Raw genomic sequence first — 19,719 nt, 5'->3', positions numbered from 1 at the left:
AGGATGCGAGAAGGCTCAGGCCGACGGGGCGATGACCTGCCGCCGGTCGTAGGTGCCGCACGTCGCGCACGCGGTGTGCGGCAGCTTGTGGTCGCGACACGTCGGGCACTCGACCAGGTTCGGCGCGGTGGCCTTCCACTGCGCACGCCGGTGCCGCGTGTTGCTGCGCGACTTCTTCCGCTTCGGGACGGCCACGTCAGCCCTCCTGCTTTCCTTCTCGTCGGTCGGATGAACCACGGGAGCCGAGGCTTCCGTTCCCCCGGTCGGGGGCGGCCGGCGCCATGTCGCCGGCGAGGTCCGCCAGTGCCGCCCACCGGGGGTCGGCGACGTCGTGGTGGTGCCCCGGCTCGGCGTCCGCCAGCCGTGCACCGCAGTCCGGGCACAGGCCCGGACAGTCGTCCCGGCACAGCGGGGACAGCGGCAGCGCGAGCACCACCGCGTCCCGCAGGACCGGTTCGAGGTCGATGAGGTCGCCCTCGAGGCGGAGCTCGTCGTCGTCGGCGTTCCCGCCCGAGCGGGTGTCGTCGTAGACGAACAGCTCCTGGAAGTCCGCCTCGAAGGTCGAGGCGATCGGGTCGAGGCAGCGGGAGCACTCCCCCTTCAGGGGGACCGTCGCCGTGCCGGTGACGAGCACCCCCTCCAGCACCGCTTCGAGCCGGAGATCCAGCTCGACCGCGGCGCCCTCGGGGACGCCCACCATCTCGACGCCGAAATTCTCCGGTGCCGGCACGGACAGGTGCTCCTCCCGCGACGACCCGGGTTGCCTGCCCAGAGCTCGGGTGTCGAGCTTGAGAGGTGCGCTGGGTTCGTGGCGTGTCAGCGGATTCCTGCTTTCGTGTGGCATGGTGAACGGCGGCCGCCTGCGATGGCCGATGTCCCAGGGTACCGAACACCGGGCGCCGACCCAACTCGCGGGCCGCTCACCAGGGCCGCGCGCCGGAGCCCGCCGTCACCCCGGCTGCTGGAGCCGCTCGACCAGCCGGTCGTGGACGCTGTCGGGGACGAGCCCGGAGATGTCCCCGCCGAACTTCACGACCTCCTTCATGAGGCTGGACGACAGGAACGCGTATTCGGGGTTCGTCGCCATGAACAGCGTCTCGACGCCGGCGATCCGGTGGTTCATCTGCGCCATCTGCAGCTCGTACTCGTAGTCGCTGACGGCCCGCAGGCCCCGGACGATCACCGGGATGTCCTGCTCCCTGCAGTAGTCGACGGTCAGCCCGTAGAAGGTGTCCACCCGGATGTTGCCGTACTCCCGGGTGACCTCGGCGATCATGTCGGCGCGCTCGTCGACGGTGAACAGGCTCTTCTTGTTCTTGTTGATCAGCACGGCGACGACCACCTCGTCGTACAGACGGGAGGCGCGGCTGATGATGTCGAGATGCCCGTTGGTGACGGGGTCGAACGATCCCGGACAGACGACACGGCGCACGGCGCGAACCCCTTCGGTCCCGGTTTCTGACCTGCGGCGTGAACGTACCAAATGCCGTTCGGGTCACCGACGGCCGGGCTCGCCGGACGGCCCCGGGGCGGTGCCGGCGGCCCCGTTCACTGGTCCAGCGCGTCCACGATCCTGGCCGCGATCGGGCCGGACTCGATGCCGTAGCCGGACGCCTCGGTCATCACCGCCACCGCGTACCTGGGGTCGCCGCGCGGGCCGAACCCGATGAACCAGCGGTCGTTGTAGGCGGCGCCCTCGACGTCGGCGGTCCCTGTCTTGCCGCCGAGGATGGACGTCCCGCGCAGGGTTTTGCCGGTGCCCCGATCGACGACCGCCTTCATCATGTCCCGCACCTGCTCGGCCTGCTCCGAGCTGAGCGCGCGCGACAGGCGCCGCGGAGAGATCTTGTCGACCGTGGTGCCGTCCGGAGCGCGCAACTTGTCCACGAGACGGGGCCTCATGACTTCGCCGTCATTGAGGACGCCGGCGGCGACCATGGCCATCTGCAGCGGTGTGGCGACCGTGCTGCCCTGCCCGATCGAGCCGAGCGCACTGAGGGACGGCTGGTCGGTCTCCGGGAAGGCGCTGGGGGCGGTCGTCAGGCCGTCCGCGAACTCGACGCGGTCGCCGAACCCGAACTTGCCCGCCTGCGCGCGGACGGCGCCGTTGCCGGGTTCCTCGGCGCCCATGAAGGCGAACGTGGTGTTGCAGGACTGGGCGTAGGCCTCGATGAGCGGGATGCGGCCGAGGTCGCAGGATCCGCCGATGTCGCCCGCGTCGTTGTTGATGGCCTGCCCCGCGCCCGGCGGCCGGTAGCTGCGTCCGGCCCGGACTTCGGTGTCCTCGTTCCCGCCGTCCTGGAGCGCCGCCGCGGCGACCACGGTCTTGAACGTGGAGCCCGGCGGGAACAGCTCGTAGGCGGCCTTGTTGAGCAGCGGCTTGAGGGGCCGGCCACCGAGCCGCTCGAACGCCCGCACGGCCTGCTCCCGGTTGAGCGTCGACACCTCGTTCGGATCGTAGGACGGCGTGGACGCCATCACGAGGATCGCGCCGGTGGAGGCGTCGAGGACCACCGCCGCCGCGCGGCGGGCCCCGCTCGCCCGCAGCGCCTGGTAGGCGACGCGCTGCGCGTCGGGGTCGACGGTGGACTCGACCGTCCCGCCCGGGACGGGCCTGCCGATCAGCTTGTCGATGAAGTTGGACGTGGCGAGCCGGTCGTCCGAACCGTCCAGGAAGTGGTTCTCGGCGTCCTCCAGCCCCGTCTGGGAGAAGACCGAGAAGTAGCCGGTGATGGGCGCGAAGACGGCGCCGTCCTTGTAGCGCCGCTGGTACCGCTGGCGTCCGGTCTTCTCCGACCAGGCGAGCCGTTCGCCGTCCGCGACGATGGGACCGCGGTCGACCTTGAACCGGTCCTCGAACTGGCGGGCGTTGAGGGAGTCGTCCCGGAGGTCCTGCGCCTCGAACCCCTGTACGTAGGTGATGTTCCCCAGGAGGGCGATCGCCATCACCAGGGTGACGATCCACGTGCGGCCCAGTGCGCGGTCGATGCCCGGCTTCATGCGCATGCCTGTACCCGACTCCCCCCGGTATCAGCGCCCTTCCGCCCTGCCGTACCAGAAGATGGCCTCGCCGTAACGGCGGTCGCGCTCGGGGACGTAGCCGTCCGGCCACGCCAGCGCCGGGCCGCGCGCGGCGCGCTCCACGACGACGAGCGCGTCCGGGGCGGCCCACCCCTGGTCGCGCAGGTCCTCCAGCAGCGCGGTGACGGACGCGTCCGCCAGCGCGTACGGCGGGTCGGCGAAGATCAGGTCGTAGGGCTCGTCCGGCGGCCTGCGGACGAGGCGCTCCACCCTGTCCGCGCACGGGACGGCGCCCGGCAGCCCGAGCGACGCGGCGTTCTGGCGGATCACCTTCATGGCGCGCGGGTGGGACTCGACCAGCAGCGCGTGGGCGGCGCCCCGGGAGAGCGCTTCGAGCCCGACCGCGCCCGACCCGGCGTACAGGTCGGCGACGCGGAGCCCGTCCAGCGGGCCGAGCAGGGCCAGCACCGTGGAGAACAGGCCCTCCCGCGCGCGGTCGCTGGTCGGCCTGGTGTCCTTCCCGGCCGGGACCGCCAACCGCCGCCCGCCCGCACTGCCCGCGATGACCCTGCTCACCCGTCCAGTATCGGGGGCGTCCCGCGATGGTCGCGCAATCCGCCCGGCCAGGGAAAGCGCTTAATCATGCACAATCGCCACGCCCTTCCGTTGTGAATCTCTACCTAAATGGTCTGCACCCTGTTCACAACGACTACTTGACGTGTAAACGTGCTCGCAGGTTGTACAACCCAGCCAGTAGGAGCAGCAGTGCATCACGGTAAGAGACTGGCGGTGACGGCCGGAGCGACGGTTCTCGGCATCGCCGCCATGAGCGGCGTCTCACATTCTGAGACCTCGCAGCCCCCCGCCAGGCACGCGGCGCATCCGCTCGGGGAGCTGGCGCTGAAGAAGGCCCCCCAACCGAAGAGGGCGGCGCCAAAGAAGATCGTTCTGAAGAAATCGGCCACGCCGAAAATCGCAAAAAAGTCGAAGGCCCCCACAAAGGCGAAAACCCGAAAGACAACAACAAAGAAGGCGCAGCCGAGGGTCGATCTCCGTCTCGGCGCCACGCTGAAGTACGACGAGCGCAGCAAGACCGCGAGCGCCGGCGTCGACCTCGGCGCGGGCGTCCGGACACCCGAGGGCGGCGCGGGCGTCCGGCTCCAGACCGGCGCGAGCGTCTCGCTGAACGACGCCACGGTGCAGGCGGGCACGCGGCTCGGCGCACGCGCCGCCTCGCCCGCCGGCACGGCGGGGCTGACGCTCCAGACCGGCGCCACGGTGTCGGCGGGCAGGCAGCTCGTCAGCGCGCAGACCCGGCTCGGCGCGTCCGTCGCGCCGGCGGGCGGCACGCCGCTGTCGGCGCAGCTGTCGGTCGGCGCCTGCGTCGGCGGCGGCTGCGAGGCCCCGACCCCGCCGACTCCCCCGACGCCGCCGACCCCGCCCACGCCGCCGACCCCGCCGGTGCCGCCCGGCGAGCCGACGCCGCCCGGCCCGTCGCCGGCGCCGCCGTCGCTCCCGTCGTCGCCGCTGCTGCCGGACCTTCCGTCCGGCGGCGGCATGGGCCCCGGCCCGACGGCGGCCGGCGAGATCACGCCGCCGAAGGAGCTGCCCTTCACCGGCGCCGGCGCGCTGCCGCTGGTGGCGCTCGGCATCACCGCCATCGCCGCGGGCAGCGCAGCGGTGGCCGCGACCCGCAGGCGGCACGCCCGCGAGTCCTGAGCACCGCCTGGAAAGGGGCGTCTCCCATCCGGGGGGCGCCCCTTCGGGTGTCTCAGAGCGCCTCGGACCTGGCGATCTTCCACCCGCCGCCCGCCGGCTGGAGCACCAGCCTGCGCATCTCGACCTTGTCGTCGTCGGTGCAGGTGCTCTTGCAGTCACCGACCAGGACGAGCGCCGTGAGCTCGGTCGCCGACCCGCCGGGGCGCAGGCCGACCTCCAGCGCCGTCCCCCGCGCGACGGCCGGGTCCCGCGACACCGTGCCGATCACCCCGCGCGCGTCCGTCCCCGGCCACGTCGCACCCGACAGCTCGGCCTTCGGCGAGCCCGCCTTCAGCGAGTACAGGCTGTCGAGCAGCCACCCGCCCCCCTGCTTCACCATGGTCGCGCGCATCGGGTCCTGGAGGCGGGTCGGGTCGGCGTTCTCGGCGCGCACCGTCCGCTTGACGTACGACAGCACGGTCACCTGGCCGGACGCGGCGGACACGACCGCCGAATCGACCACCTCGGCGCTGACCGACCCCTTCTTGGACTCCAGCTCCTCCTTGTAGTCCCGCGTCCCGAGCTGCCGGTCGTAGTCCGCGCCGTAACGGGGCGTCGACACCCGGTGCGCCGCCGCCACGTTCTCCTCGAACTCGGCGTGGTCGAAGCTGAGCACCGACGTGATCGCCTGCGCGGCCGGCGCGACCGCCTCCGCCGCCGCGGCGGGCGGGGCGACCGACCCGGTCTCGGCCTTCGCCGGATCCTGCCCCGACCCGTCCGACATCAGCAGCCACGCCACCCCGCCCGCGGCGAGCGCGACGAGCGGCGCCACCACCGCCGCGGCGATCCCGACCCCCCGGCGCCGGTTCCGCGGCGGGACGGTGTGCGGCTGCGGCGCCTGGTACGTCCCGCCCGAGTCGGTCCCGGCCGGCAGGACCGGGCGCGCCACGGTCGGCGGCACCCGCGCGTCCCCGGCGAAGTGCGCGCCGGTGCTGAGCGCGCCCTCGTCCTCGGGGACGTCGTGCCCGCCGAGCAGGTTCAGCAGCACCTCCTGCGCCGCCGGCCGCATCGCCGGGTCCTTCGCCAGGCAGGACGCGACGACGCCGCGCAGCGACTCCGGCAGCGGCGACAGGTCCGGCTCGTAGTTCAGGATCCGGTGGAACACCGCGGAGATCGTGTCGTTGCCGAAGGGGTGCCGCCCCGTCGCCGCGAACAGCATCGTCGCCGCCCACGTGAACATGTCCACGCCGCTGCCGAGCTCGGCGTCGGTGACCTGCTCGGGCGCCATGTAGGACGGCGTGCCGACCACGCCGCTGCCCCGCGCCGACGCCGCGCCGATGACCCGCGCGATGCCGAAGTCGATGACGCGCGGGCCGTCCGGCCCCATCAGCACGTTGGACGGCTTGAAGTCGCGGTGCAGGATCCCCGCCCGGTGGATCGCCGCGAGCGCCGTGACCGTCCCGATCGCCAGCCGGTCCAGGTCGGTTCCGAGCCGCGGCCCCTGCTCGTGCACCAGCCCGCTGAGCGACGGCCCCGGCACGTACTCGCTCACCACGTACGGGAGGTCGCCGGAGATGTCGGCCTCCACGACCTGCGCCGTGCAGAACCCCGCGACCCGCCCGATCATCCGCATCTCGCGCTCGAACCGCGCCCGCCATTCGGGGCTGCGGCTGAGCTGGTCGCGCAGCAGCTTCACCGCCGCCTGGACGCCGTCCTCCCGGCGCCCCAGGTAGACGACGCTCTGCCCGCCCTCCCCGAGCCGCCCGACCAGTTCGTACCGCCCGAGTCGCGCCGGGTCTCCGGGCACCAGGGGACCGGGGGACGTCATGGGGAGCTCCTCAATCGCGTACCGACCCGCCACGGGGACCTGTACCCGTACAAACCCCCGATGGCCACCTACCATCCTCTACACGTTAGACGTCCGTGATCAACCATGTGTTCTGTGTTAGCCCAGGGGGAGCGCCCCCCTGGAACCCTCCGTTGCGGACGGGCAACCGTTTCCCGATCCGCGGCGCGGGTTGAGGAAGGTATGACGGGCCGCCGCGCCGTGCCACGGGGCGGCCCGTCCGTCTGTTCGCCGGTCAGGCCAGGGACCAGCGGGCCTGGGTCCGGACCCCGTCGTCGCCGAAGTACAGCTCGGGCAGGGCGTGCCGGAATGTCAACTTGATAGGTAGAGAATTTCGGAAGCCCTAGGTCTTCTCCAGGAAGTCGGCGCGCTCGTCGTCCAGGAGGGAGGCCAGCACGGTGGCGAGACCGGGGTGGTCCGCCAGGTCCGGATCCGCGTCGACGAGGGCGGTCGCCTCCTCGCGGGCGTCGCGGATGACGTCCTCGTCCCGCTGGAGGGTGAGGAGGCGCAGGCTGGACGCGCGGCCCGCCTGCGCGGCGCCGAGGACGTCGCCCTCGCGGCGCTGCTCCAGGTCGAGGCGCGACAGCCGGAAGCCGTCGGTGGTGGAGGCGACCGCGTCGAGCCGTTCGCGGGCCTTGCTGCCCGGCGCGGCGTCGGTGACCAGCAGGCACAGGCCGTGCAGCGAGCCCCGCCCGACGCGGCCGCGCAGCTGGTGGAGCTGGGAGACGCCGAACCGGTCCGCGTCCATGATCACCATGACGGTGGCGTTGGGCACGTCCACGCCCACCTCGATGACCGTGGTGGCGAGCAGGACGTCGATCTCCCCGGCGGTGAAGCGGCGCATCACCGCGTCCTTCTCGTCCGGGTGCAGCTTGCCGTGCAGGACGCCGAGGCGCAGCCCGGCGAGGAGCTCCTCCAGCTTCGGCAGCACCTCCATGATCCCGAGCGGGGAGCGGCGCTCGCCCTCCTCCGCCACGACGGCGTCGCCCTCGTCGCCCTCCTGCTCGCCGATGCGCGGGCACACGATGTAGACCTGCCGCCCGTTCGCCGCCTCCTCCTTGATCCGCTCCCAGGTGCGGGCGAGGAACGCGGGCTTCTCGGGCGGGACGACATGGGTGCGGATCTCCGACCGCCCCGCCGGGAGCTGGCCGAGCACCGACGTCTCCAGGTCGCCGAAGACGGTCATCGCCACGGTCCGCGGGATCGGTGTCGCCGTCATGACCAGGACGTGCGGGCGCCCGCCGCCGGCCTTCTCCCGGAGGGCGTCGCGCTGCTCGACGCCGAAGCGGTGCTGCTCGTCCACCACGACGAGCCCGAGGTCCGCGAACTGGACGGTCTCCTGTAGCAGCGCGTGGGTGCCGACCACGATGCCGGCGGCTCCGGACGCCACGTCCAGCAGCGCCTCCTTGCGCGCCTTCGCGCCCTGCGACCCGGTCAGCAGCGCGACCCGGGTGGCGTGCTCCGCCCCGCCGATCTGCCCCGCCTGCGCCAGGTCGCCGAGCATCCCGGTGATCGAGCGGTGGTGCTGCTGCGCCAGCACCTCGGTGGGCGCGAGCAGCGCGGCCTGCCCTCCCCCGTCCACGACCTGGAGCATCGCCCGCAGCGCGACCACGGTCTTGCCCGCGCCGACGTCGCCCTGGAGGAGGCGGTGCATGGGGTGCTCGCGGGCCAGGTCTGTGGCTATCTCGTCGCCGACCTCGCGCTGGCCCTCGGTCAGCTCGAAGGGGAGGCGCGCGTCGAACTCCGCCTGGATGCCGCCGAAGGACGGGGGACGCGGCTTGGCGGGGAGCGCGGCGGCGGCGACGCGGCGCTGCGCCAGCGCGATCTGGACGACGAACGCCTCGTCCCACTTCAGGCGGGCCTTGGCGCGGCCCAGCTCGTCCCAGCTGCGCGGCCGGTGGATGCCCTCGTACGCCTCGCGCAGCCCGATCAGGTTGCGGCGCCGGAGCAGGGCCCCGGGCATCGGGTCGGCGGGCAGGTCCAGCTGGGACAGGACGGTCTCCACCGACGTGCTGATCGCCTCGATGGGCAGCGACTTGGTGGACGGGTAGATCGGGATGATCTCGTCGGCCCACTCCTGCGCGGCCTCCGCGGCGCCCTTCTCGGGGACGACCTTGTACTGCGGGTGCGCGAGCTGCCGCACGGGCCGGCCGCTGCGCGGCGCGTAGGTGCTGATCTTGCCGGCGAACAGGCCGCGCGTGCCGGGCGACAGGTCCTTCTCCGGCCGGTAGGAGCCCTTGCGGCCGAAGAAGCTCAGCTTGAGCTCGCCCGTCCCGTCCGTGACGGTGATCTCCAGGACGTAGCCGGGGTTGCGGGTGAGGGTGCGGCCCTGCACCTTCACGACCTCGGCCATGACGGTGACGTGCTCGCCGTCCTGCAGGCCGCTGAGCTGCGTCAGCTCGCCGCGGTGGGCGTAGCGGCGCGGGTAGTGGTGCAGGAGGTCGCCGACCGTGCGCAGGTCGAGGCCCTTCTCCAGCGCCTTGGCCGTCTTGTCGCCGAGGACCTTGCCCAGCGGCTCGTCGAGATTCGCCACGTCGTCTTTTCTAGCCCATGGGGGCGACGGGAATCACTCGACGCCGATGAGCAGCGGGTACCGTTCCTGGCCGCCGTCGTAGACGCCGACCTCCACGTCGGGGTGCACGCGGCGCAGATGGTCTTCCAGTGCGGCGGCGAGGCCGGGCGGCGCGTGCCGGCCCGCGATCAGGGTGACCAGCTCGCCGCCGCCCGACAGCATGCGGTCCAGGACGTCCGCGGCCACGGCGGCGACGTCCGCGCCGATCGTCGCGACGTCGCCCTCGATGAGGCCGAGGACGTCCCCCGGCTGGCACAGGCCGACGCTCGTGACGGCCTCCTCCGCGGCGACCTCCAGGTGGCCGAAGCGGGTGGCGCCGGCGGCCCGGGTCATCTCGATGACGTCCTCGGCGAAGCGGCGGAGCGGGTCGTGCACCGCGAGCGCCGCCATGCCCTGGACGGACGCCTTGGTGGGCACCACGGCGATCCGCGCCCCGCCGTCCCGCGCCCGCTCGGCCGCGGCCTCGGCGAGCGACAGGACCTCCGGCTCGTTCGGCAGGACGGCCACCTCGTCGCCCGCCGCGAGGATCGCCGCCGCCAGCACCGCGAGCGGCGGGACCCCGCCGGACTCGCGCCGCACGACCCGGGCGCCGCACTCCTCGAACAGCGCGGCCAGCCCGTCGGCGGCGGTCACGGCGATCACGGCGCGGCCGGTGTGCGGGGCGTGCGGCTCCCCGTCCCCGGTGTGCAGGCAGGTGACGCGGATCCGGTGCGGCCGCCCCGCCGTCATGCCCGCCTCGATCGCCGCGCCGGCGTCGTCCACGTGGACGTGGACGTTCCACAGCCCGTCGCCGCCGACCACGACGAGCGAGTCACCGAGGCCGTCGAGGCTTTCCCGCAGCGGGTGGACGGCGTCGTCGGGCGCGTCCAGCAGGTACATGACCTCGTAACCGGGGCCCGGCCGCTCGGGCGGCGGCTCCTCCGCCGCGGCGGGCGCCGGGGCGGAGCGGGCCGGGACCTCGTACCGCTCGGGGTACTCCTCGGTGACGACGGCGGCGAGGGCGTCGAGCACCACGCAGAGCCCGGCCGCGCCCGCGTCGACGACGCCGCTGCGGGCGAGCACGTCCAGCTGGCCGGTGGTCAGGCGCAGCGACCGCCGGGCGCCCGCCGCGGCCTCCCGCGCGGCCCCGGCAAGATCGGAATTCCGCGCGCAGGACGAGGCCGCCTCGGCGAGCACGCTCAGGATCGTCCCCTCGACGGGGTGCTCGACCGCGCCGCGGGCCAGGCCGGAGGCGTGGCCGAGGGCCCGCGCGAGCGCGGTGCCGTCCGGCGGCTCCTCCAGCGGGCCGAGGACGTCCGCGAGCCCCCGGAACACCTGGCTGAGGATCACGCCCGAGTTGCCCCGGGCGCCGAGCAGCGCCCCCTGGGCGAGCGCCCGCCACGTCCGCGGGCCGGCCGCGCCCTCCGGCAGCTCGTCGAGCGCGTCCGCCGCCGCGACGACGGTCAGGTGCAGGTTGGTCCCCGTGTCGCCGTCCGGGACGGGGAACACGTTGAGCGCGTCGATCTCGGCCCGGGTGCGGCCGAGCGCGTCCGCCGCCAGCCTGCACCACCGCCGCACCGCACCGCCGTCGAGGGCGGCGCACCGCTCAGAGTGGCCCACAGCGCTCCTTTCCCGCGTCGCAAGCTTCGCACGCCGCGACGCACGGGGATGCCCGGTCGATTCGCCTAGCCGACGGGCTGTCGGCTACTCTGATCCATGCGCCTCGTCCGAGGCGCTCATCAGTGAGCGCCCATGATGCCCGGTTCGCCCGCGGCGGCACCGGGCGGCGCTCCGGTTCAGAGCATCGACACCACTTGGAGTTTCCCGTGGCTTCCGTCTGCGACGTCTGCGGCAAGGGACCCGGTTTCGGCATGCGCGTCTCCCACTCGCACCGCCGCACCCCGCGCCGCTGGAACCCCAACATCCAGCGCGTGCGCGCCGTCGTGAACGGCAGCACCAAGCGGATCAACGCCTGCACCTCCTGCATCAAGGCCGGCAAGATCGTCAAGCCGACGGTCTGATCCGCCAGGGGTCACCCCCGGCACGGTCCACGAGGGCTTCGGCCGGCTCATCGGAGATGTCCGATGGGCCGGCTTTCTGCGTCCAGGGGCGGTCCCGTGCTCAGGACCGCTGGCGCCAGGCGTGGTCGACGGGGCCGATGCCGGCGCCGAGCGGGAAGCCCGCCGCGATCGCGCCGGTCACGTACTCCTTCGCCTTCGCCACAGCGCCCGGGACGTCCTCACCCAGCGCCAGGTGGGACGCGATGGCGGACGCGAGCGTGCAGCCCGTCCCGTGCGTGTGCCGGTTGTCGTGCCGGGGCGCGGTGAAGCGGTGCTCGCGCTCCCCGTCGAACAGCAGGTCGGCGGCTTCGCCCGGCAGGTGCCCACCCTTGATCAGCACCCAGGACGGGCCGAGCGCCTTGACGGCCTCGGCGGCCTCGCGCAGCCCCGCCTCGTCCACCACCTTGACGCCGGTGAGCTGCTCGACCTCGTACAGGTTCGGCGTGACCACGGTCGCGGCCGGCAGCAGGGCCGACCGGACGGCGTCCACGGCGTCCGGGGCGAGCAGTGAGTCGCCGTGCTTGGACACGCCGACCGGGTCGACGACGGCGGGGGCGTCCGACGCGGCCAGCGCCTCGGCGACGGTCTCGACCAGCGCGGTGGACGCGAGCATGCCGGTCTTGATCGCGTGGACGCCGATGTCGGACAGCACCGAGTCGAGCTGGGCGCGGACCGCCTCGCGCGGCAGTTCCCAGTAGCCCTGGACGCCGAGGGAGTTCTGCGCGGTGACGGCGGCGACGACGCTCATCCCGTGCACGCCGTGGGCGAGCATGGTCTTCAGGTCCGCCTGGATGCCGGCGCCGCCGCCGGAGTCGGAGCCGGCGATGGTGAGCACGAGGGGAGGGGCCTTCGGAGCGCGCGTCATGCCGTCCACTTTATGGCGATCCGCCCGGAGCGGCGATCTCAGACGAGCGTGCAGGGCAGCCGGTTCAGCACGCAGGCGGACGGCTTGGACGCCGTGCCGCGGGCGACGAACACGATCCGCGCCGTGGCTCCGGGGGCGATGGCGCCGCGGCCCCGGACGAGGGGGGTGGTCCCGCCCCGGACGACGGTGGCGCCGCTGACGGCGGTGACGGTGGCGTTCGGGATCTTGAAGGCCAGGGCCCACGCCGAGACCGGCTGGCGCCCCTTGTTGGCGATGGTGGCGGTGGCCTTGAAACCGCCCGGTGTCCGGGACGCGACGCGGAAGGCGACGATGAGGCCGTCGGGGCGGCCGCCGCGGCTGGCGCGCTCGCCGGGGCCGCGCTGGGAGACCTGGCTGTCGCGCGGGTCGTTCTGCGTCGTCTTGGGGGAGCCGCCGGCGAAGTTGAGGGAGATCTGCTGGGTGCTCAGCGCGTAGGAGACGATCCCCACCGCGATGACGAGCGCGACGATCGGGAGCAGAGGGAGCGGGAGCACGGAGACGAACCTGGTCCAGCCGCGCCGTCCGCCGGAGGCGCCGGACGCGCCGGACGCGTCCGCCTGCTCCGGCGGATCGGGGGGTTCGCGCGGCTGCTCGGGGAGCGCCGTGCCCGGGGCGCCCGGATAGTCGCCGGGATAGTCACCGGGGAGCGGCTCGAACCGGAACGCGCCGGGCGGGTCGTGCCGGCGGTCGGCGACCGGCCGCGCTCCCCGGCGGGCCTGGTCGTTCGGCGCCACGACGACCCGGTCGTCGGTCGGTCCGGAGAAGGCGTCGTAGGTGGGGTCGACCGGAGCCCCGTAGTACGAACCCCGGGGCGCGCCGGCGCCCGGCGCGGGTTCGTCGTCCGGTTGCTCAAACCTGGAGTGTCGTCCCATCCCATCCCTCTTCGATCACAGGATGTATACCAAACCCGTACCAAACATGCCTACTGGATGCGTCAACGCACACAGCTGTACGCGCTGGGTAAGCGACACGTTCAGGCGGGGAAGTGGTCCCACGCGCCGGCGGGCGGCTCGCGGCCGTCCACCCGCACGCCGGCCCCTTTCGCGACGACCCCGATCCGCGTCCACGACGCCGGCGGGGCCGACGGCGGGAACGTCGCGGCGAACGCGTGGTCCTCGCCGCCGGTGAGGACGTGCCGCAGCCCGTCCGGCCCGAGGATCTCGGGGACGGGCACGGCCGCCGAGTCGATGTCGACGCGGACGCCGCTCGCGTCCGCGATGTGGCCGAGGTCCTGGACGAGCCCGTCGCTCACGTCGATCATCGCGGTGGCGCCGTGGGCCCGCGCCTCGTCCCCGGCCGCGTAGGGAGGCTCCGGACGGCGGTGGGCCGCCAGCAGCTCCTCCGGGCCGTCCTCGCCGGCGCCGAGCAGCGCCAGCCCGGCGGAGGCGAACCCGAGCCTCCCCCGCACCGCCACGACGTCGCCCGGACGCGCTCCGGACCGGGTCAGCGGCGCCGCGCCGCCGAGGTCGCCGAGCGCCGTGACGGCGACGATGATGTGCGGCGCTCCGGCGACGTCGCCGCCCGCGACGGACGCGCCCGCCGCGCGGCACTCGTCGGCGAGGCCGTCGTAGAGCCGCCCGGCCCAGGCGGCGCCGGTGCCGGGCGGTGCCGCGAACCCCACGAGCAGCGCGGTCGGGCGGGCGCCCATCGCGACGACGTCGGCGAGGTTCTGCGCGGCGGCCTTGCGCCCGATGTCGTAGGGGCCGGACCAGTCGAGGCGGAAGTGCCGGCCCTCCACGAGCAGGTCGGTGGTGGCGACGACACGCCCGTCCGGCGCCGCGATCACCGCGGCGTCGTCGCCGGGCCCGAGCCGGACCTGCGGGCCCTGGGGCAGCCGCCGGGTCAGCTGGCCGATCAGCCCGAACTCGCCCAGTTCACCGATGGTGCCCATCCGCCGCCTTCTCCCCGTTTCACGCGTTTCCCACCGGTCTCACCGGGCACGCCGTACCCTGGCCGCCCGCGGCGGCGCGTAACACGATACGGTGAACCGTCCGACGGTTGATTCTCCGCCCGGGGAGGACGTGATGGTGCAGGCCTACATCCTCATCCAGACCGAAGTCGGGAAGGCCGCCGAGGTGGCCAACCACATCTCCGGCATATCGGGCGTCACGCTGGCGGAGGACGTCACAGGGCCCTACGACGTGATCGTCCGGGCGGAGGCGCGCAACGTCGACGAGCTGGGCAAGCTCGTCGTGGCGCAGATCCAGGCGGTCGAGGGCATCACGCGCACGCTCACGTGCCCGATCGTCCACATCTGAGAGGCGCCCGGAGCGGAGCACGGGCGGAGTGGAGAGCGCCGTACAGATGCCCTCGCCGAAAGGTCCGGGCCGGCGTCCCGGCACCGGCCGCGCGGCACGGCTCGCCCCGGCCCTGATCGTCGCCGTACTGCTGGCCGCGGCGTGTGGCGACGGCGCGGTGCAGGTCCCCGTCCCCTCCCCGGACGCCGCCACGAGCCGCCTGTGCGCGGGGCTGCGGCTGCCCGAGAAGGTGCACGGCGAGAAGCGCCGCGACACCTCCCCCGGTTCGCCGCTGACCGCGGCCTGGGGCTCCCCCGCGATCGCGCTGCGCTGCGGCGTGCCGCGGCCCGCCACGCTGAAGCCCACGTCGGAGCTGGTGACGATCAACGGGATCGACTGGTTCGGCACGCCCGCCGACCGGCCGGTCACCTTCACCGCGGTCGGCCGGCAGGCCTACGTCGAGGTGACGGTGCCGCCCAAGTACAACCCGGCCGGGGACGTCCTCATCGAGCTGGGCCCGGCGATCAGGTCGACGATCCCGGCCAAGCCCGAAGGCCAGATCTGACCACGGCCCCGCACGCGCCCTTCCGGCGCCAGGTCTCGCGCCATCCCCGCACGCCCCGCCCCGGCACTGGCGGTCGGGCGGTACACCGCGGAGGTGATTCCCGCGGCCGCCGGTCACCAGATCGGGACGGGGCTCTCTCCGCGCGGGTAGTAGCCGGGGGCCGGCTCGCCGGCGGCGGCCCGCTCCAGCCGCCGCCTCATGCCGTCCGACAGCACGTCCGCCTTCATCATCTCGACGAACACCGACGTGACGTTGCCGAGGTCGAACCAGTCGCGCTGCCACGACCACCGCCGGTTCCCCGCGTACCGGAACCACGAGCCGCCGATGCCGAGCACCTCGTACGGCGTCCCGTCGGGGCGGCGGGCGTCGGCGACCTGCTTCCAGAAGCCGACGACCTCGCCCTTGACCTCGTCGATCAGGATGCTCTGGTACGGGTACGTCCAGCCGTCCAGGCCGCCCATCTCCGACCCGAGGGCGAGGTCGCGGATCTCGTCCCGGCCGACGGCCATGAAATCCTGGTCGGGGCCGACATTCCAGCCGTAGGTGGCGTCCTCGGTGTAGAGCTCGGCGAGCGGGCGCCAGTCGCCCGCCTCCTCGCAGCGGCGGTTCTCGGCCAGCCAGTGCTCGACCATCGCGTCGAGCTCTGCGCGCGGGAACGACGGCATCATGCCTCCAGCAGTTTGAGGGCCTGGGTCGGGCAGTAGCGGACGGCGGCGGTCACCTCGGCGCGCTGGTCGTCCGGTGGCTCGGCGTCGAGGACCCGCACCTTCCCCTTGCGCGGCACCTCGAAGACGTCGGGCGCCTCCAGCTCGCACATGGCGTGCCCCTGGCACAGGTCCAGGTCGGCCTCGATCCTCACCGGCGCCCTTCCTCTCTGGGCGGCGCCCCCCAGGCCCCCGGCCCGACGATCCTCGCTTCGCTGCGGTCATCGGTCCTCCGGCGGTATCGCGCAGCGCACGGCTGGGCAAGCTGGACGACCATCTTCGAGTGGTCGTTGCGGTAGGTCTCCGGCGGCTGGGCGGGCTCGAACTCCCAGTCCCGCAGCAGCACCGAGAAGATCGCCTTGAGCTGCATCATCGCGAAGTTCGCGCCGACGCAGCGGTGCCGCCCGGCGCCGAAGGGCACCCACGTCCAGCGGTTGAGCAGGTCCTCCTCGCGGGGCGCGGCGTAACGTTCGGGGTGGAAGGCGTCCGGGTCGGGGAAGTCGGACTCGATCCGGTTGGAGACGGCGAGGCTGCAGCCGACCATCGTGCCCGCCGGGATGCGGTGGCCGAGGACCTCCTGGTCGGACTGCGCGACCCGCAGCAGCAGAATCAGCGGCGGGTGCAGCCGCAGCGCCTCCTTGATCGCCGCCTCCAGCCGCGGGATGGCGCGCAGCGCCTGGAACGACACCTCGCGGCCGTCGGCGTACAGCTCGTCCAGCTCGCGGACGACGCCGTCCAGCACGTCCGGGTGGCGCAGCAGCTCGATCAGCGTCCAGGCGGCGGTGCCGGACGTCGTGTGGTGCCCGGCGAACATCATCGAGATGAACATGCCGGTGACCTGGTCGGCGTCGAACTTCAGCGTCCCGTCGGCGTCCCTGATCGACATGAGGACGTCGAGGAGGTCGCGGTCCTCCTTCGGCGGGTCCGGTGGCCGGCCGTCCATGATCTCCTGGACGAGCCCGACGAGCGCCTCGCGGGCCACGTCCCGCCGCCGGAAGCTCTCGATGTCGGCATAGGGGTCGACGTAGGCGATCGCGTCGGTGCCGCGCTCGAGGTCGTGGTACAGGTCGGCGAACCGGCGGTCGAGCTGCTCGCGGAACTTGCGGCCGATCAGGCACGCGGACGAGGTGTAGATCGTCAGCTCGGCGAAGAAGTCGAGCAGGTCGATCTCGCCCCCGTCGCCCCAGCCGGCCACCATCCGGTCGACCTCGGCGGCGATCGTCGCGGCGTGCCCCTTCAGGTAGGAGCCCTTGAGCGCCTGGTTGTGCAGGGCCTCGCGGCGCTGCTCGGGGGTGGCGTCGAACACCACGCCCTCCCCGAAGATCGGCGTCATGAAGGGGTACGCCTCGGCCTGGTCGAGCTCCTCGTCGGGGGCGCGGAAGAAGAACTCGTTGGCCTCGGCGCCCGACAGCAGCACCACGCGCCGCCCGGCCAGGACGAACTCGCCGACGTCGCCGCACTCGTCCCGGACGCGGCGCATCAGCCCGATCGGATCGCGGCGCAGCTCCTCCAGGTGGTCGGGCCCGCCCGACACGACGCGCGGCTCCACCAGAGCGGTCATGATTCCTCCAAGGGGGCTTCGGGCTGTACCTCGACGAGCCGGAGATGGGCGCCGCGCGGGGTCGCGACGACCGCGGCGACGGCGGCGGCGACGTCGGACGGGCGCAGGAAGTACGGGTGCCGGGCGTGGCCCCACTTCACCCAGTCCTCCAGCACGGCCCCGGTCGTCTCGGCGTCCCAGGTCATGCCCATGTTGGTCGCGGTGGGCCCGGGCCGGACGATGGACGCCCGCACCCCCGTGCCCTCCAGTTCCATCTGCATGGTGCGGGCCATGCCCTCCACGCCGCTCTTGGCCGCGACGTAGGCACCCGTCCAGGAGCGCGGGGCGGGGACGGTGTCGGAGGAGATGAACACGATGTCGCCGCGGCGCCGCGCCACCATCTGCGGGACGAAGTGCGACACGAGGCGGTGCGCGCCGACGAGGTGGACCTGCGCCTGCGCGAGGAAGTCGGCGGAATCGATCTCGTGGAGGCGTCCGGCGGCGAGGTCTCCGGCGCTGGACACGACGACCTCGACCGGCCCGAGCGCGTCCTGCGCGGCGGCGGCGAACGCCTTGACCGAGTCGGTGTCGCCGACGTCCAGCGGGTGGGCGAACGCCTCTCCCCCGCCGGCCCGGATCGTCGCGGCCAGCTCCTCGCACTTCTCCAGGCGCCGCGCGCCGAGCGCGACCGGATGCCCGGCCAGCGCCAGGGCGGTGGCGGTCGCGGCGCCGATGCCCGACGACGCGCCGGTGACCACGGCGGTCCGCCGCTCGGGATGGGGATCGAACCGGGGCACTAGCGCACCTCCACGCGGACGGGCAGCGAGGCGAACCCGCGGACGTTCACCGAGTGCACCCGCTCGGCGCCGTCATGGTCGACCTCGTAGGACGAGACGCGCCGCACCAGCTCGGTCAGCGCGATGCGGGCCTCCAGCCGGGCCAGGTTGGCGCCGAGGCAGAAGTGCCTCCCGCCGCCGAAGCTGACGAGCCGGGAGGTGTCGCGGTCGAGGTCGTAGGCGTCGGCGTCCTCGAAGGCGCGGGGGTCGCGGTTGGCCGACCCGACGAGCAGCAGCATCCGGTCGCCCGCGGGCACCCGCGTCCCGTGCAGCTCGACGTCCCTGACGACCTTGCGGGCGAGCATCTGGCTGGAGGTGTCGTAGCGGAGCGTCTCCTCCACCCAGTCGTCCACGCGGGCCGGGTCGCGGAGCGGCTTGGCGGCCTGGTCCGGGTTCAGCGACCCCCAGTACAGCGCGTTGGCCAGCAGTTTGGTGGTGGTCTCGTTCCCGGCGACCACCATCAGGAACAGGAAGGCGATGACCTCGGTGTCGTCCAGCCGGTCGCCGTCGACCTCGGCCTCCAGCAGCGCGGACGTCAGGTCGTCCGACGGCCTGCGGCGGCGTTCGGCCACCATGTCCTGGTAGTAGCCGGCGAGGGTGAGCGCCGCGTCCATCCCGGCGGGCGGGACGTCGTTCAGCCCCTCCTCCCGGTGGACGACCGTGTCGGCGAGCCGCCGCACCTCCGCCCGGTCCGCCTCGGGGACGCCCATCATCTCGGAGATGACGTCCATCGGCAGCAGCCCGGCGAAGTCGCCGACGAAGTCGAACTCGCGCTTGTCGAGGGCCGGTTCGAGGTGGCGCCGGGTCAGCCCCAGGATGCCGTCGCCCATCTCCTTCACGCGCCGCGGGGTGAACCCCTTGGACACCAGCGCCCGCATGCGCGTGTGGCGCGGCGGGTCGAGGGCCAGGAACGACATCGTCCGGCTCGCGTGCGGGCCCCAGGCGCTCGGTTCGACCGAGACGCCGTGGGAGTTGGAGAACGTGGTGTGGTCGCGGAACGCCGCCGCGACGTCGGCGTGCCGGGACAGCGCCCAGAAGCCGGTCTCGTCGTTGCGGTACAGGGGCGCCTCCTCGCGGAGCCGCGCGTAGACGGGGTAGGGGTCCTCATGGACCGCGTAGTCGAAGGGGCTGTAGGAGGCCTGCGCGGCAGGGTCCACGGCCGTCACCTCACTCGGGGGGCAGGATGAGCTCCGCCATCTCGGCGAGCCGGTCGGCCATGCGGGCGTAGGACGTGTAGCCCATGCCCGCGTGCACCAGCGCGCCGGTGTAGGCCAGCTCCAGCGCGCCGAGGATCCTCGGGTCGTCGTGGTCGCGCAGCGCCGCGCGGAGCCGCTCGCGGATCGCGACGCCGATCCGCTCCCGCAGCTCCCGGACGTCGGGGTCGGTGCCGAGCAGCGCGGTGGTGCACGCCGCCGCCAGCTCCGGCTCGTCCGACACCAGCAGCGCGATCTCGCGCAGCGTCTCCACCACGCGTTGGAGCAGCGTCCCGTCCGCCTCCACCGGGGGCAGGGCGCCGAGCCGGCGCCAGAACACCTCGGTGATCAGGTGGTTCTTGGACGCGAAGTAGGTGTAGGCGGTGGCCGGGGCCACGCCCGCGCGCCGGGCCACGTTGCGGACGGTCAGCCCCTCGTAGCCGGTCTCGCCGACCTCCACCACGGCGGCGTCGGTCAGCCGCCGCACCGTGTCGGCCTGCCGCTCGGTGAGGCGGCGGCGGGTGGGCTCGGTCGTCAGCCGCTGGTTTCCGGACACGTGTCCAG

Annotated in this window: 21 protein-coding genes; 4 read left to right on the top strand and 17 right to left on the bottom strand. The window is 73.5% G+C overall.

Translation table 11 applies throughout. The features are described from left to right. Positions 1 to 15 precede the first annotated feature (15 nt). From rpmF to rsmD, 5 genes are all read right to left on the bottom strand, one after another. Positions 16 to 195 carry a 50S ribosomal protein L32 gene (gene rpmF / locus ABGB11_RS26470; protein ID WP_021598752.1) on the bottom strand — a complete coding sequence of 60 codons (180 nt, stop codon included), beginning with the start codon at positions 193 to 195 and terminating at the stop codon, positions 16 to 18. Between the two features lies 1 nt (position 196). Further along, positions 197 to 844: a YceD family protein gene (locus ABGB11_RS26465; RefSeq protein WP_250361180.1), complete on the bottom strand. Its 648-nt coding sequence runs from the start codon at positions 842 to 844 to the stop codon at positions 197 to 199. Positions 845 to 949: 105 nt separating this feature from the next. Next, complete coding sequence (coaD, locus tag ABGB11_RS26460) at positions 950 to 1,432, bottom strand: pantetheine-phosphate adenylyltransferase (protein WP_347636816.1); 483 nt, start codon at positions 1,430 to 1,432, stop codon at positions 950 to 952. Positions 1,433 to 1,548: 116 nt separating this feature from the next. Continuing rightward, on the bottom strand, positions 1,549 to 3,006 hold the full coding sequence (locus ABGB11_RS26455; RefSeq protein ID WP_347636814.1) for a penicillin-binding transpeptidase domain-containing protein: 1,458 nt from the start codon (positions 3,004 to 3,006) through the stop codon (positions 1,549 to 1,551). Positions 3,007 to 3,030: 24 nt separating this feature from the next. Next, positions 3,031 to 3,597 (bottom strand): 16S rRNA (guanine(966)-N(2))-methyltransferase RsmD, encoded by a 567-nt coding sequence (rsmD, locus tag ABGB11_RS26450; protein WP_347636812.1) that lies wholly within the window; start codon positions 3,595 to 3,597, stop codon positions 3,031 to 3,033. A gap of 213 nt (positions 3,598 to 3,810) precedes the next feature. Between rsmD and ABGB11_RS26445 the strand changes: the two genes are divergently transcribed. Then, positions 3,811 to 4,740 (top strand): hypothetical protein, encoded by a 930-nt coding sequence (locus ABGB11_RS26445; protein ID WP_347636810.1) that lies wholly within the window; start codon positions 3,811 to 3,813, stop codon positions 4,738 to 4,740. Between the two features lie 52 nt (positions 4,741 to 4,792). Here the strand turns inward: ABGB11_RS26445 and ABGB11_RS26440 are convergent, their stop codons facing one another. From ABGB11_RS26440 to ABGB11_RS26430, 3 genes are all read right to left on the bottom strand, one after another. Further along, positions 4,793 to 6,547, bottom strand: a complete 1,755-nt coding sequence (locus ABGB11_RS26440; RefSeq protein WP_347636808.1) for a serine/threonine-protein kinase — start codon at positions 6,545 to 6,547, stop codon at positions 4,793 to 4,795. A 361-nt stretch (positions 6,548 to 6,908) separates the two neighbouring features. After that, a complete protein-coding gene (recG, locus tag ABGB11_RS26435; protein WP_347636806.1) occupies positions 6,909 to 9,098 on the bottom strand; it encodes an ATP-dependent DNA helicase RecG in 2,190 nt (729 codons plus the stop codon). Positions 9,099 to 9,131: 33 nt separating this feature from the next. Then, positions 9,132 to 10,736: a DAK2 domain-containing protein gene (locus ABGB11_RS26430; RefSeq protein ID WP_347636804.1), complete on the bottom strand. Its 1,605-nt coding sequence runs from the start codon at positions 10,734 to 10,736 to the stop codon at positions 9,132 to 9,134. Positions 10,737 to 10,942: 206 nt separating this feature from the next. Here ABGB11_RS26430 and rpmB point away from each other — a divergent pair, with 206 nt between their 5' ends. Beyond that, positions 10,943 to 11,137 carry a 50S ribosomal protein L28 gene (rpmB, locus tag ABGB11_RS26425; RefSeq protein WP_067632165.1) on the top strand — a complete coding sequence of 65 codons (195 nt, stop codon included), beginning with the start codon at positions 10,943 to 10,945 and terminating at the stop codon, positions 11,135 to 11,137. Positions 11,138 to 11,237: 100 nt separating this feature from the next. On the opposite strand, the gene thiD is transcribed toward rpmB, so the two are convergent. The 3 genes from thiD to ABGB11_RS26410 form a co-directional block, all read right to left on the bottom strand. Further along, a complete protein-coding gene (gene thiD / locus ABGB11_RS26420; protein WP_347636801.1) occupies positions 11,238 to 12,041 on the bottom strand; it encodes a bifunctional hydroxymethylpyrimidine kinase/phosphomethylpyrimidine kinase in 804 nt (267 codons plus the stop codon). 38 nt (positions 12,042 to 12,079) lie between these two features. Beyond that, positions 12,080 to 12,952 (bottom strand): cellulose binding domain-containing protein, encoded by an 873-nt coding sequence (locus tag ABGB11_RS26415; protein ID WP_347636799.1) that lies wholly within the window; start codon positions 12,950 to 12,952, stop codon positions 12,080 to 12,082. Between the two features lie 101 nt (positions 12,953 to 13,053). Beyond that, a complete protein-coding gene (locus tag ABGB11_RS26410; RefSeq protein ID WP_347636797.1) occupies positions 13,054 to 13,971 on the bottom strand; it encodes a thiamine-phosphate kinase in 918 nt (305 codons plus the stop codon). 133 nt (positions 13,972 to 14,104) lie between these two features. Here ABGB11_RS26410 and ABGB11_RS26405 point away from each other — a divergent pair, with 133 nt between their 5' ends. Both ABGB11_RS26405 and ABGB11_RS26400 read left to right on the top strand, forming a co-directional pair. Then, entirely contained in the window at positions 14,105 to 14,338 is a 234-nt protein-coding gene (locus ABGB11_RS26405) for an Lrp/AsnC ligand binding domain-containing protein (protein ID WP_347636795.1), read from the top strand. Positions 14,339 to 14,384: 46 nt separating this feature from the next. Beyond that, positions 14,385 to 14,882: a DUF3515 domain-containing protein gene (locus ABGB11_RS26400; RefSeq protein WP_347636793.1), complete on the top strand. Its 498-nt coding sequence runs from the start codon at positions 14,385 to 14,387 to the stop codon at positions 14,880 to 14,882. A gap of 113 nt (positions 14,883 to 14,995) precedes the next feature. On the opposite strand, the gene ABGB11_RS26395 is transcribed toward ABGB11_RS26400, so the two are convergent. From ABGB11_RS26395 to ABGB11_RS26370, 6 genes are read right to left on the bottom strand one after another with little or no spacing between them, the layout of a single operon-like run. Beyond that, the gene (locus ABGB11_RS26395; protein WP_347636791.1) at positions 14,996 to 15,550 is read right to left on the bottom strand and encodes a nuclear transport factor 2 family protein; all 555 of its coding nucleotides are present in this window, start codon (positions 15,548 to 15,550) and stop codon (positions 14,996 to 14,998) included. After that, a complete protein-coding gene (locus ABGB11_RS26390) occupies positions 15,547 to 15,741 on the bottom strand; it encodes a ferredoxin (RefSeq protein ID WP_347636789.1) in 195 nt (64 codons plus the stop codon). The genes ABGB11_RS26395 and ABGB11_RS26390 overlap by 4 nt, the downstream gene beginning before the upstream one ends. Then, entirely contained in the window at positions 15,738 to 17,147 is a 1,410-nt protein-coding gene (locus ABGB11_RS26385) for a cytochrome P450 (protein WP_347636787.1), read from the bottom strand. The genes ABGB11_RS26390 and ABGB11_RS26385 overlap by 4 nt, the downstream gene beginning before the upstream one ends. Next, a complete protein-coding gene (locus ABGB11_RS26380; RefSeq protein WP_347636785.1) occupies positions 17,144 to 17,923 on the bottom strand; it encodes an SDR family oxidoreductase in 780 nt (259 codons plus the stop codon). Before ABGB11_RS26380 ends, ABGB11_RS26385 begins: the two co-directional genes overlap by 4 nt. Then, complete coding sequence (locus ABGB11_RS26375) at positions 17,923 to 19,119, bottom strand: cytochrome P450 (protein WP_347636783.1); 1,197 nt, start codon at positions 19,117 to 19,119, stop codon at positions 17,923 to 17,925. The genes ABGB11_RS26380 and ABGB11_RS26375 overlap by 1 nt, the downstream gene beginning before the upstream one ends. A gap of 10 nt (positions 19,120 to 19,129) precedes the next feature. Beyond that, complete coding sequence (locus tag ABGB11_RS26370) at positions 19,130 to 19,711, bottom strand: helix-turn-helix domain-containing protein (protein ID WP_347636782.1); 582 nt, start codon at positions 19,709 to 19,711, stop codon at positions 19,130 to 19,132. Positions 19,712 to 19,719: the final 8 nt, after the last annotated feature.

The sequence above is a fragment of the Actinomadura sp. B10D3 genome (assembly GCF_039871695.1).
GTDB classification, from domain to species: domain Bacteria; phylum Actinomycetota; class Actinomycetes; order Streptosporangiales; family Streptosporangiaceae; genus Spirillospora; species Spirillospora madurae.
This window is presented reverse-complemented; position numbering and strand designations above follow the sequence as displayed.